Source organism: Kribbella sp. CA-293567, from assembly GCF_027627575.1.
In the GTDB taxonomy this organism is placed as follows: Bacteria; Actinomycetota; Actinomycetes; order Propionibacteriales; family Kribbellaceae; genus Kribbella.
The window spans coordinates 2,681,252-2,694,050 of record NZ_CP114065.1 but is presented as its reverse complement, the minus strand read 5'-3'; the positions used below and the strand labels follow the sequence as shown (position 1 = coordinate 2,694,050).

10 protein-coding genes are annotated in these 12,799 nt (G+C 69.8%); 1 reads left to right on the top strand and 9 read right to left on the bottom strand.

The annotated features are described in order from the left end of the window. Window positions 1-72: 72 nt before the first annotated feature. The 4 genes from OX958_RS12965 to ffh form a co-directional block, all read right to left on the bottom strand. Complete coding sequence (locus OX958_RS12965) at window positions 73-1,167, bottom strand: amidohydrolase family protein (protein ID WP_270137571.1); 1,095 nt, start codon at window positions 1,165-1,167, stop codon at window positions 73-75. A 23-nt stretch (window positions 1,168-1,190) separates the two neighbouring features. Beyond that, complete coding sequence (locus tag OX958_RS12960; RefSeq protein ID WP_270137570.1) at window positions 1,191-2,360, bottom strand: lytic transglycosylase domain-containing protein; 1,170 nt, start codon at window positions 2,358-2,360, stop codon at window positions 1,191-1,193. Between the two features lie 316 nt (window positions 2,361-2,676). Beyond that, window positions 2,677-4,080, bottom strand: a complete 1,404-nt coding sequence (locus tag OX958_RS12955) for a lytic transglycosylase domain-containing protein (RefSeq protein ID WP_270137569.1) — start codon at window positions 4,078-4,080, stop codon at window positions 2,677-2,679. Window positions 4,081-4,212: 132 nt separating this feature from the next. Continuing rightward, window positions 4,213-5,772 carry a signal recognition particle protein gene (gene ffh / locus OX958_RS12950; protein WP_270137568.1) on the bottom strand — a complete coding sequence of 520 codons (1,560 nt, stop codon included), beginning with the start codon at window positions 5,770-5,772 and terminating at the stop codon, window positions 4,213-4,215. Between the two features lie 157 nt (window positions 5,773-5,929). Here ffh and OX958_RS12945 point away from each other — a divergent pair, with 157 nt between their 5' ends. Further along, window positions 5,930-6,820: an arginase family protein gene (locus tag OX958_RS12945; RefSeq protein ID WP_270137566.1), complete on the top strand. Its 891-nt coding sequence runs from the start codon at window positions 5,930-5,932 to the stop codon at window positions 6,818-6,820. Between the two features lie 149 nt (window positions 6,821-6,969). Here the strand turns inward: OX958_RS12945 and OX958_RS12940 are convergent, their stop codons facing one another. The 5 genes from OX958_RS12940 to OX958_RS12920 all read right to left on the bottom strand — a co-directional run bounded on the left by OX958_RS12940 (window position 6,970) and on the right by OX958_RS12920 (window position 12,582). After that, window positions 6,970-7,482: a hypothetical protein gene (locus OX958_RS12940; protein ID WP_270137565.1), complete on the bottom strand. Its 513-nt coding sequence runs from the start codon at window positions 7,480-7,482 to the stop codon at window positions 6,970-6,972. Between the two features lie 96 nt (window positions 7,483-7,578). After that, window positions 7,579-8,619 (bottom strand): DUF2332 domain-containing protein, encoded by a 1,041-nt coding sequence (locus tag OX958_RS12935; protein ID WP_270137564.1) that lies wholly within the window; start codon window positions 8,617-8,619, stop codon window positions 7,579-7,581. A gap of 10 nt (window positions 8,620-8,629) precedes the next feature. Further along, window positions 8,630-10,891, bottom strand: coding sequence for a [protein-PII] uridylyltransferase (locus OX958_RS12930; protein WP_270137563.1), 2,262 nt, complete (start codon window positions 10,889-10,891; stop codon window positions 8,630-8,632). Continuing rightward, window positions 10,892-11,230, bottom strand: a complete 339-nt coding sequence (locus OX958_RS12925; protein ID WP_270137562.1) for a P-II family nitrogen regulator — start codon at window positions 11,228-11,230, stop codon at window positions 10,892-10,894. Further along, window positions 11,227-12,582, bottom strand: coding sequence for an ammonium transporter (locus OX958_RS12920; RefSeq protein WP_270137561.1), 1,356 nt, complete (start codon window positions 12,580-12,582; stop codon window positions 11,227-11,229). Before OX958_RS12920 ends, OX958_RS12925 begins: the two co-directional genes overlap by 4 nt. Window positions 12,583-12,799: the final 217 nt, after the last annotated feature.

The window sequence follows — 12,799 nt, the reverse complement described above, 5'->3', positions numbered from 1 at the left end:
ATATTTCCCGTCACCGGGTGAAATTGTCCGGTCACCCAGCCGTTCGGACGCGATCCTGCCAGTTCTTCGGAGTCAGGGCCGATAGACGCGGCCGCGCAGGACGATGCAGTCGGGATGAGCCAGCACGGCCGGGTCGGCTCGCGGATCCTCGGGGTAGACGACGAGGTCGGCCGGATTGCCCGGGGAGAGGTCGGCGGGAGCGCCCAGCCAGGCGCGGGCGGACCAGGACCCGGCGGCCAGCGCCTGCTCGCCGGACAGTCCGATGGTGGTGAGGGCCAGGATCTCCTTGGCCACCAGCCCGTGACCCAGGACGCCACCGGCGTCGGTGCCCGCATAGACCTGCACTCCGGCCTCCGCGGCGGAGCGCAGCGTGTCGAGGTGGCGTGCGTGGAGATCACGCATGTGGGCGGCATACAGAGGGAACTTGCCGGCGGCCTGGTCGGCGTACAGGGGGAAGTTCTCGAGGTTGATGATCGTCGGGACGACGGCGACCCCGTCGGCTGCCATCTGGTCCAGCATGTCGGGCTGCAGGCCGGTGCCGTGCTCGATGCAGTCGATGCCTGCCGCCAGCAGGTCGGGCAGGGCATGCTCGCCGAAGACGTGGGCGGTGACCCGGGCGCCCAGGTCGTGGGCGCGAGTGATGGCCGCGGTGAGCGCCTCCAGTGGCCAGCAGGGAGTCAGGTCGCCGGCGTCGCGGTCGATCCAGTCCCCCACCAGCTTGACCCAGCCGTCGCCGCGGCGGGCCTCCTGCTCGACGTAGGCGACCAGTTCGTCGGGCTCGATCTCCCAGCCGTAGTTGCGGATGTAGCGCTTGGAGCGGGCGATGTGCCGCCCCGCCCGGATGATCTTCGGCAGGTCCGCCCGCTCGTCGATCCAGCGGGTATCGGCGGCCGAGCCCGCGTCCCGGACGAGCAGCGCGCCGGCGTCGCGCTCGGCGACCGCCTGCTGCTCCTGGACGTCCCGGTCGACAGCCCCGTGCTGGTCCAGCCCGATGTGACAGTGCGCGTCCACCAGGCCCGGCACGATCCAGCCGCCCGTGCTGACCGTGGTGACGTCAGCAGTGGCGGGCCGGTCGACGACCAGCCCGCCACTGAGGTGAAGCTCCTGCTGCTCACCGGCCGGCAGAACCGTGCCGGCGAGCCGTAGTACACCGGTTTCGGTCGTCATGTGGCGACCGTAACCGAGAGGGACTATCCGTGCGAGCCGCTGCCCTGGGTGCAGGGGGTGGGGTTCGTCTCGGCCGCGCAGGGTGAGCCGGACGGGGTCTCGGACGGGGTCGGGGTCGGGGTCTCGGACGGAGTGGGGGTGGGAGTCGGTGTCGGGGTGGGCGTCGGGGTCGGCGTGTCGGTCGGCTTCGGCGTGGTCGTCGTCGGCCGGTCGGTCGGCGGCTGCGTCGGACGCGTGGTCGGGCGCTCCGTCGGCGTCACGATCGGGTCCGGGATCGACGGCCGGACGGTGGGCGTGGTGCCCGGGACGGTCGGCTTCGCGGTCGGCGTCGGGGTGACCGAGTCGTCCGGCACCTCCGGCACCTCGCGCGGGTCGACGTTGCTCTCGACGTTGCCGGTCGGCTTCGGCGTGGCCAGTTTGCCGGTGAGGTTCGGCACCAGGACCGCGCTCTTGCTGTAGACGCGCATCCACCGCAGGACGGTGGCGACGAAGTCCTTGGAGTGCTGGTAGCGCAGGAGGGAGGCGACCAGGTCGCGGGGGCGCTTCAGGTCGTCACCCTCGGAGCACAGGTAGACCGCGACGGTGGTGACGGCGTCGTACACGTTGTTGGGGTTGCGGAAGCCGTCGCCGTTTCCGTCGGCTCCGAACTCGGTCCAGACGCCCGGGACGATCTGCATCGGGCCGACGGCGCGGTCCCAGACCAGGTCGGCGTCGTACCGGCCCTTGTCGGTGTCCTTGATCCGGCCGATCCCGCGGCGGCCGTTCAGGACCGGGCCGAAGAGCTTGCCCCGGGTCGTTCCGGCCACGTCGACCTTGCCGCCGGCGGCGTGGTCGGACTCGACCTTGCCGATCCCGGCCAGCAACGGCCAGGTGAGCCCACAGTTGGGGCGGACCACGGCGAGATTCGCGGTGGCGCGGCGATACGCGGGGAAGACCCCACGGGGGATGCCGTTCACGGCACCGGGTCGTCCCGGGCGGACCACGGAACGGCCGTCGGTGGCACCCTGCACGGGCACGTCGGCCCGGGCAGGCTTGTCAGATCCGATCCGGCCGTCCACTCCTGGACGCTGGGGGACGATCATGGTCAGTTCGTCGAATTCACCGCTGTTCAGTCCGGCTCCAGGCGAAGGAGCGACCGGACTGTCCGCCGCGAGCTGGCCGGAGGCACCGGCTCCGCCCGAAGCGACTGTCACGATCGCCCCTACCAGCAGGGGGGCCGTGCACAGTGAAGCGATGATTATTTTGACCCGACGGTTTCCACTACGGGTTAGGCGCATAGTTCCCCCAACGACCGATGCGCCAGAAAGTTACCGGAGTGCGACGGAAAGTTACCTGAGCCGATAGCCCGGCAGCGCCGAATCCGCGCTCAACGGTGCTCCGCCGCGCTCAGCAGGCGGCGATCCGGCCCGGGGGCGGCTGGGTCACTGTTGGGAAATCTTAACGTTCCGGACCGGTTTCGCGGCCCGCAAAGGCCCTTCGGGCGGCCCTCAGAGGGCCGCCGGCGCCGCTTCAGGCCGGAGTAGTCTCCGAGGCTACCGGAGTGCTTCCCGGGGCTACCGGGGTGCTCTCCGGAGCCGGGGTGGTCGCCTCAGGGGTCATGCTCGGCGGCACCGTGCAGGTGGGCGCGGGAGCCGGCGGGTCGTTCGGCGCCGGGGTAGGCGCGGGCGTCTCGTTCGGGCCACAGGGGGTCGGCGGCGTCGTGGGAGGCGTCGTCGGCGGCGTGCTCGGCGGGGTCGTCGGCGGCGTACTGGGCGGGGTGGTCGGGGGCGTCGTGGGAGGCGTCGTCGGCGGAGTGGTCGGGGGCGTGCTGGGCGGCGTCGTCGGAACGGTCGGCCGGGTCGGGATCGTGGTCGGCGGAGTTCCCTGCGGCGACTTCGGCGGGGTCGGCGTCGACGGTCGCGGCGTACTCGGGCGCGGGGTCGTCGGTACCGGCGTCGTCGGCACCGGGGTCGTGGGCACCGGAGTGGTCGGCACCGGTGTCGTCGCCGGGGTGGTGACCGGAGTGGCCGGCGGCGTCGTGGGGTCGTTCTGGACGTTGCCGCTGTCGTCCGGCGGGTCGATCGAGTCCGGCGAGTTCGGCACGTTCACCGTCGTCTGGCTGTAGGTCTGCATCCAGCGCAGCACCTTGGACACGTAGTCCATCGAGTGGTTGTAGCGCAGCACCGCCTGCACCAGGCCCTGTGGGTCCTTGAGGTCGGCGCCGCCGGAGCACAGGTAGTCGCCGGCCGAGCGGGCCGCGTCGTAGATGTTGTGCGGGTCCTTGACGCCGTCACCGTTGCCGTCGGCACCGAAGGACTTCCAGGTGCCCGGGATGAACTGCATCGGGCCGACCGCGCGGTCCCACTTGGTGTCGCCGTCGAACGAGCCCTGGTCGGTGTCGCTGATGGCCGCCATCCCGGGCCCGCCGTCGAGCACCGGGCCGAGGATCTTGCCGCGGGTCACCCCGGTCGTGTCGACCCGGCCGCCACTGGCGTGGGCGGACTCGATCTTCCCGATCCCCGCCAGCAGTGGCCAGGTGATACCGCAGTTGGGCTGCGCGGTCCCCAGGTCGTTCGCCGCCTTCTGGTACGCCGCCAGCACGGTCCCCGGGATGCCGGAGACGTCACCGGGCGTGCCGGGCGGAGGCTGCTGGAGACTGTCCACCGCTCCGGTGACCGGCACCTCGATCTGGGACTTCTGCTCGGTCGGGATACTTCCGTCGGCCCCAGGGCCGGGCGGGAGGTTCTCGGCCAGCTCGTTGAAGACGGCGTCCTGACGCGGCTGACTCAGCGCGTGGGCGTCGACGATGAACGTGTTCGAGGTGACCCCACCGGCCACGAACGCGGCGACCAGGACCGTCGGCGGCGCGAGACAGACCCCGACCGCGGTCAGCTTGCCCCGCCACGTGTCCAGGTTGCTGAACTGCTGCCTCATCCGAACCGTCCCTCACGACTTAGTTCGCAGTACCTGATCCTTGGGCGTAGGCACGATCTTAACGGTCCAGCGGTTCTGGACAACCGGTGACGGTATGTCCGTCCGGCCGGTGAAGGACTCCCGGCCGGGAGGTCACTTGTCGCCGAGCAGCTTCTTCAGGTCGTCCGGCAGCTCGAAGTTCCCGCCGGCGGCGCTGCCACCGAAGGCGGCCGGAAGCTGACCCGCCGCCGGTGCGGCCGGCTCGCTCTGCGCCGGGTTGCCCCGCTTGGCCGGGTTGCCGGAGCCGCGCTTGGCCTTGCCCTTCTTGACCTGCTGCTTGCCCTTCTTGCCGCCGCTCATCCCCGGCATCCCGGGCATTCCCGGCATTCCTGGCATGCCCTTGCCCGACGCCATCGCCGACATCATCTTGCGGGCCTCGAAGAAGCGCTCGACCAGGCCGCTGACGGTGGCCACCTCGGTGCCGGAGCCGTTCGCGATCCGCAGCCGGCGGGAGCCGTTGATGATGGTGGGGTCGGTGCGCTCGGCCGGGGTCATCGAGTGGATGACGGCCTCGATCCGGTCGATCTCGCGCTCGTCGAAGTTCTCCAGCTGGTCCTTGAACTGGGCCGCGCCGGGCAGCATGCCGAAGATCTTGGTCAGCGGGCCCATCTTGCGCACCGACTGCATCTGGGCGAGGAAGTCGTCCAGGGTGAAGTCCTTGCCGCCCTTCTTCTGCAGCTTGGCGGCGGTCTTGGCCGCCTCCTCGGCGTCGAAGGACTGCTCGGCCTTCTCGATCAGGCTCATCACGTCGCCCATCCCGAGGATGCGCGAGGCCATCCGGTCGGGGTGGAAGACGTCGAAGTCCTCGAGCTTCTCGCCGTTCGAGGCGAACATCACCTGCCGGCCGGTGACCTTGGCGATCGACAGCGCGGCACCACCGCGGGCGTCACCGTCGAGCTTGGACAGCACCACGCCGTCGAAGCCGACGCCGTCCAGGAAGGCCTGCGCGGTGACGACCGCGTCCTGGCCGATCATCGCGTCGACGACGAACAGGATCTCGTCCGGCGTGACCGCGTCGCGGATGTCCGCGGCCTGTTTCATCAGTTCCTCGTCGACACCCAGCCGGCCGGCCGTGTCGACGATGACCACGCTGTGCTGCTTGGTCCGCGCCTCCTCCATCGCCTGCCGGGCGACCGCGACCGGGTCGCCGACGCCGTTGCCGGCTTCCGGCGCGTACACCGGTACGCCGGCCCGCTGGCCGACCACCTGGAGCTGGGTGACCGCGTTCGGGCGCTGCAGGTCGGCGGCGACCAGCAGCGGAGTCTGGTGCTTGGTCTCCTTCAGCCACTTCGCCAGCTTGCCGGCCAGCGTGGTCTTACCGGCGCCCTGCAGACCCGCGAGCATGATCACCGTCGGCGGCCGCTTGGCCATCCGCAGCTCACGCGTCTCGCCACCCAGGATCGCGACGAGCTCCTCGTTCACGATCTTGATCACCTGCTGGGCCGGGTTCAGCCCGCCGCGCACCTCGGCGCCGGCGGCCCGCTCCTTGACCGCCGCGATGAAGTCCTTCACCACCGGCAGCGCGACATCGGCCTCCAGCAACGCGATCCGGATCTCCCGGGCGGTCGCGTCGATGTCGGCGTCGGTCAGCTTGCCCTTGCCGCGCAGCGTCTTGAAGGCGGCGGACAGGCGATCAGAGAGCGTGTCGAACACGAGAACACAGTCCATTTCTTCCGGTGAAGCAGTTCCGGTGGAGCAGGCAGTCGCCGATTCCCCAGGCAACTCCCCGAGTCTACCGGCCCGCGGGCGCCTGCTCGGAGCTAGCATCCCCTAACCGATGATTCGGATCGAGCGGTTAGGAAGAGTTGCCGTGCGCAGACACAGAGCAGTACTGGACGGACCGTCGAACCTGGGACTACGACCGCCGGCCCCGGGGACCGTGCCAGGTTGCCACAAACTCGCGGGGGCCCTCAGAGACCAGCGGTTCGTCGAGCGGATCGTCGCGGCCGACGCGGGATGCGTGACCCCACCGCGCTACGACCGCGGCGAGTGGAAGCCCGGCGACGGGGTCTTCAACGCGGCGGCGATGGCCGGCTACACGATCCGGCTGGCAGACCGGATCGGCAAGCTGCTGGACGACGGTCAGTTCGTCGTACTGCTCGGGGGCGAGTGCAGCAACCTCCTGGCGCCGACACTCGCGCTCAGACGTCGCGGCCGGTACGGCGTCGTCTATCTCGACGGGCACTCGGACTTCAGGACCGTCGACAACGACGAGTACGTCGGAGCGGCCGGAGGCGAAGCACTGGCATTGGTCACTGGGCGCGGACAGGACGACCTCGCCGACCTGGAAGGACTGCGGCCCTACGTGCGCGACAGCGACGCCGTCATGCTCGGGTACCGCGAGGACGAGGCCTACCTGGACACGATGCGCGAGGCGGGGATCAGGGACTGGTCGGCACTGACCGTCATCGCTGACCCGGCGAGCGCGGCGGGCGGCGTACTGGAGCACCTGGAGCGGGACGACCTGGACGGCTTCTGGGTGCACCTGGATGTGGACATCCTCGACGCCGAGGTGATGCCTGCCGTCGACAGTCCCGACCCCGGCGGCCTGCAGCACGAGCACCTGCGCGAACTGCTCCGGCCACTGCTGGCGTCACCGAAGTGCGTCGGCCTCGACATCGGCATCTTCGATCCGGACCTCGACCCGGACGGCCGGTACGCCGCGGCGCTCGCCGACACCCTTGTCGCGGCCCTCACCTGACCCAGCGCGCCGATGGCGGGTTCTCGCACCCAGGGCGTCCCGCAACGCGCTGCTGGTACGAAAACCCGCCATCAGTCCCCCACCCGTCCAGAGGTGGGGTAACCGCCGGCCGGAGTGGCCGTCCGGCCGGCGGTGGATCTATTGGCCCGTCAGCTGAACGAGACCGGGATGTAGACGTCGCCACTGCGATCGCCGGCCGCGAAGTGGTCGCGGCGGCTGACGATCGCGCAGGTGACGTCCGGGTCGCCGCAGTCCAGGCCGGAGTTGACCTTCTTGATCCGGATCTGGGCAGTGAAGGTGCCGTTGGCCGCGATCGGGTACGACGCGCTGCCACCGAGCGGGCTGTTGGTCACCCAGGCCGACGGGCCGACCGTCGTACCGCCCTGACCGTCACCGCCGGCACATGGGCTGGGCTTGGTGCCGTAGCTGTAGTCGGACGGGACCGCGCACAGCGCGACGTAGTAGCCCTGGGCCGGATTGAAGCCGCTGCCGGTCACAGTGATCGTTTCGCCGGCCGAAACGAGGCCGGTCGCGTTCGAGGCGTTCAAGGTCTTGCCTAGGTTGCTCGCACTGCCGGGTGCGGCAGCGGCAGGCGTGATCAGACCGACTGCCAGCGCGGTAGCGGCGGCGACGGTCAGGACGATCCGGCGGAGCTTTGTCATCTGGGCGGAGATCCTCTCTGGTGACTCAGGTTAGGGTGACCTAAGTTCTCCAGACAGACTAAGGCGCACCTAAGTTCACGGGAAGTGCGATCTCTCTCACTCCCAGTGCGCCGGCAGCCCGTGCGGCTCGGCGGTGCCGAGGATCCGCGGCACTCCCCCGGGCCAGACCTGCAGGACGATGAGCCACTCGGACTCGGCCTGCGGCGTACGGCGCATCGGCTCCAGACACAGGTGAGCCAGCGGAGCCGTCTCGGTGGCCTTGGCTCCCAGCGCCGTGATCAGCGCATCGCCGGCCGTCTGCTCCTCCGGCGACAGGTACTGCCACATCACCGAGTGCCAGATGACCGTCACGTGGCCTTCCGACAGTTCCACGTTCCGCAGGAACGACAGCGCGTCCTCACGCCGTACGTCGGCCGGCACCTGCCGCGCGACCGCCAGTGCTCCCCGCAACCGCTCGAGCCGCGCGGTCATGTCCGGCCACACGTACGACGTCAGCGTGAGCACGCCGTCCTCGCTCAACGGGTTCACCGGAGCGATGTCGCTGCCGACCCGCTCTGCGATCCGCAGGGCCGCCGGCACAACAGGGCGGCCCGACCAGGCGTCCTCCAGCACCACTGGGCTGTCCGCGGCCCCGAAGCTGGACCCGTCGGCCAGGTCGTAACGGAAGTGGTCAGGTCGCAGGTTGAGGCCACCGCTCGCGCCGATCTCGAACAGCCGTACAGGAAGCGGTACTGCCTCGGCCAGCCGCAGCAGCCCGCCGTACAGGGCTGTCGAGCGGCCGACCTCGTTCGTCTGTGGCGCCTGGGTCAGCAGGTTGCGCACCTCCGGTCCACGCGAGAGCAGTACCTGCTCGAACGCCTCCCACCCGAGTACTGCGTCCCACTCGCCACCCACGCTGGGGTAGAACCCGGCCAACTCGGGCGCCGCCCCCGACAACACGAGCCGGTGCACTGCGCCGAGCAGCCGCAAGCCGATCAGTGCGTCCCCGGGTGCTGACTCGAATCCCGCCAGTACTCGCGTGGACGACCCGCCCAACTCGTAGTCGTCCACGAGCCGCCGCAGGAGGTCGGCGTACATGGGTGAGCCCAGGTCCTCGCAAGCCACGGCCTGCCGCTGCAGTGCTGCTACCAGATCCATCCCCCCGACACTAGAAGGTCAGGCGATCCAGGATCGACTTGGCCGTCGTGCGGGCGTCTTCGTCCTCCAGGGCGGAGCCGTTGCGATCGGTCAGGTAGAAGACGTCCACGCACTCGGCGCCGAGCGTGCTGACATGCGCCGACCTCACGTCCGCTCCGGTCGCGGCGATCGCGGCAGTGACGTCGTAGAGCAGTCCCGGGCGGTCATGCGCCCGCACCTGCAGCACGGTGGCCGTTTCGGATGCCTCCGGCAACAAGTCGATCCGGGCGGCCGCGCTCTTCCCCTTCGAGGCGTCGCGCGCCGCCAACCGGCGTACGAGGTCGCTGTCGTCGCGCAGCGCCACAGCGAGCCGGTCCCGCAACCGCACCGGGTCAGGCGCCGAACCGGCTACCGACCACTGCGAAATCCCCAGGCCGTCCGTCGAGGTCACCACAGCAGCCCGTACTGCGAGCCGCTCCACCGCCAGTACCCCGGCAACCGTCGACAGCGTCCCCACCTGATCGGGCACGGCCACATTCACCCGTACGTCGCCCCGGTACTCCGACACAGTCACGCCGACGCGCCCGACACCGACCACCTGGTGCAGGTCCGGAGTCGGGATCGGCGGCACCTCGGTCCACAGCCCAGCCCCTCCACCGGACAGCTCACCTCGAACCCGCCTGGCTAGTTCGCCCACCAGCCGCAGCCGCCACGGCGAAGCTGCCGCGGGGCCGGCCGCGCGTGCGTCGGCGTACGTGAGGGCCTCCAGCAGGTCCAGCGTCTCTGTGTCGCCCACAATGCCCGCGACGAAGTCGACTGTCATCGGATCGTCCAGGTCCCGCCTGGTGGCGACCTGAGCCAGCACCAGGTGCTGCCGGACCAGCAGCGTGATCGTGTCGACGTCGGCTTCGGAGAAGCCCAGCCGGCGAGCTACCGAGGTCGCGATGACGGCCCCGGTGACGCTGTGGTCGCCTTCGACTCCCTTGCCGAGGTCATGGATCAACGCAGCGACCAGCAGCAGGTCCGGACGGCGTACGTCGCGGACCATCTTCGAGGCCTCTACACAGGTTTCCAGCAGGTGCCGGTCGACGGTGTAGCGATGCACAGCCGACTGCGGCGGGCGGAAGCGAACCAGGTCCCACTCCGGAAGGATCCGCGTGACGTACCCCGCCTGGTCCAGGGCTTCCCAGACTTCCAGCAGGCCCGATCCGGCTCCCAGCAACGCGCACAGCAACCGGCGCGCCTCAGCGGGCCATGGTTCCGGCAGGAGCGCGGCAGAGTTCGCGAGCCGAGCACAGACAGCGGGAGAGAGCACGAGATCCCTGTCAGCGGCCACAGCCGCAGCACGGAGTCCAAGGGAGGCGTCTCGCTCCGGACGGGCATCCGGCATCAGGACGACCTCGCCCTCGTGCTGACCGACGCCCTCGTCCAATGCCAGCAGCAGCGGCCCACCTGTGCGGTGACGGCGTCGCGAGCGCGGCGGACGGGCCATCAGGCTCTCGATCCGCCGCCACGACACGTCACACACGTGCGCCAGCGTCCTGCCGGTCGAATAGATGTGTCGCAGCAAGGCATCGCGGTCCTGCAGCCCTAGACCGGCAGCGACCTCACCGGCCACGTCGGCGATCACCCGGTCAGTTGCCCGGCCCGCGACGGAGTGCAGCTCGTCCCTGATGTCGAGCAGGTCCAGCCGGGCCCGCTCGACCACCGGATGCGGTACGTCGATCAACCACGAGGCGACCAGAGCACGCAGTACAACGGCATCTCGCAACCCGCCGTACGCCTCCTTGAGGTCCGGCTCTGCAAGGTGCGCGAGCTCGCCGACCGTGTTGGCGCGGTCCCGGCACGCCTCGGCGAGTGCAGGCAGCCGAGTCTTCGCAGTACGGCGCCAGTCGGCCATCAGCACCGACCGCAGCTGCAGGGTGAGGTGCGAGTCGCCCGCGACGTGCCGCGCGTCCAGCAGCCCCAGCGCGACCCGTATGTCGTCGGCGGCGGCGCTCTGGGCCTCCGCGACCGTCCGGACACTGTGGTCGAGCTTGGTCCGCGAGTCCCACAGCGGGTACCAGATCTGGGCGGCGAGCTCGTCGAGCTTCGGGTACCCCTCGGTGTGCAGGAGCATCACGTCGAGATCGCTGTACGGCGAGAGCTCCTCCCGGCCGTAGCCGCCGACGGCGACCAGGGCGACGCCCTCGGTAGGAGTACCGAGGGCGTCGCATGCCTTGGAGAGGAGCAGGAACAGCAGCGCGTCGGCCTCGTCGGCACGCGCGCGCCGCTGTGCTGCCCGGTCCACCATCTAGAGGGCGTCTCCGTCGGTCTCGCCGGTACGGACCCGGACGATCGACTCGACCGGAACGACCCAGACCTTGCCGTCACCGATCTTGCCGGTCTGCGCGGCCTTCACGATCACGTCCACCACGTCGGCGCCGTCACCGTCCTCGACCACCACCTCGAGCCGGACCTTCGGGACCAGGTCCACCTCGTACTCCGCGCCCCGGTAGACCTCGGTGTGGCCCTTCTGCCGGCCGTAGCCGCTCGCCTCGGTGACCGTCATACCGGTCACCCCGAACGTCTCCAGCGCGGCCCGGACGTCCTCCAGCTTGTGCGGCTTGACCACCGCGGTGATCAGCTTCATACCTTCGCACCTTCCTTGTCAGCAGTGTCGGGCTCGGCGTCCTCGACCACCGGTGCCGGGGTCCGGACGACCGTACTGTGCCCGCGCAGACCCGAGCCCGCGGCCAGGAAGTCGTACGCCGTCTCGGCGTGCTCGGCCTGGTCGATACCAGCCACCTCGTCGTCTTCCTTGAGCCGGAAGCCGATGGTCAGGTCGATCAGCTTCGCCAGGATGAAGGCGACCACGAAGGAGTAGACACCGACGATCAGGTTGGCCAGCGCCTGCCGGCCGAGCTGGTCGACACCGCCACCGTAGAACAGGCCGTCCACGGCCGACGGCGCCGCCGCCGAGCCCAGGAAGCCGATGCCGAGCGAGCCGACCAGACCGCCGACCAGGTGCACGCCGACCACGTCGAGCGAGTCGTCGAAGCCGAACTTGTACTTCAGCGAGACCGCGAAGGCACAGATGCCACCGGCGACGAGACCGAGGATCAGCGAGCCGACCGGGGTGAGCGCGCCACAGGCCGGGGTGATCGCGACCAGACCGGCGATCGCGCCGGAGGCCATTCCCAGCGTGGTGGCCTTGCCGTGCCGGATCCGCTCGATGATCAGCCAGCCGACCACCGCGGCGGCGGTGGCGGCCTGGGTGTTCACGAAGACGACCGCGGCCGTCGTACCGGCGCTCAGGGCGGAGCCGGCGTTGAACCCGAACCAGCCGAACCACAGCAGCCCGGCACCGAGGACCACCAGCGGAAGGCTGTGCGGACGCATCGGGTCCTTGCGCCAGCCGACCCGGCGGCCGAGCACGATCGCCAGGGCGAGGGCCGCGGCACCGGCGTTCACGTGCACCGCGGTGCCACCGGCGAAGTCGATCGCCTTGATCCCGGTCCCGATGAAGCCACCAGGGTTGTCACCGTCGAGGAACCAGACCGCGTGCGCGACCGGGAAGTAGACCAGGCAGGTCCACAGGGCCACGAACACGATCCAGCCACGGAACGTCGCCCGGTCGGCGATCGCACCCGAGATCAGGGCCGGCGTGATGATCGCGAACATCAGCTGGAAGACCACGTAGGCCAGTGTCGGAATGGTGCCGGTCACCGCCTCGGGGGCGATCAGGCCCTTGAGCCCGACCAGTGAGAAGTTGCCGATCACGCCGCCGTTGTCGCCACCGAAGGTGAGCGAGTAGCCGACCACGATCCACAGCACGGTGACGACGGCGATGGTGATGGCGCTCATCATCATCATGTTCAGCACGCTCTTGACGCGCACCATGCCGCCGTAGAAGAAAGCCAGGCCCGGTGTCATCAAGAACACCAGGGCGGCACTGACCAGAACCCAGGCGGTATCGCCGGCGTTGATCTCCATCAACGTCATCCCTTCCATCGATCTGGGGGTGGCCCGCCGTCCTCAGTCGGGGAGCTCCACAACGCCGGGGAACCCAGCGGCACGGCCACACCGCAAACGGTGTCGGCGCGCCGTTTCAGCCGATCGGTCCTGATGTTTCCGGGATGTGACAAAGCGCTTCGTCAGGTGACATCGGCGTGACATCTTCCGGTATGTGGCACTCTGGCCTGACCACACGGCCCGCAGC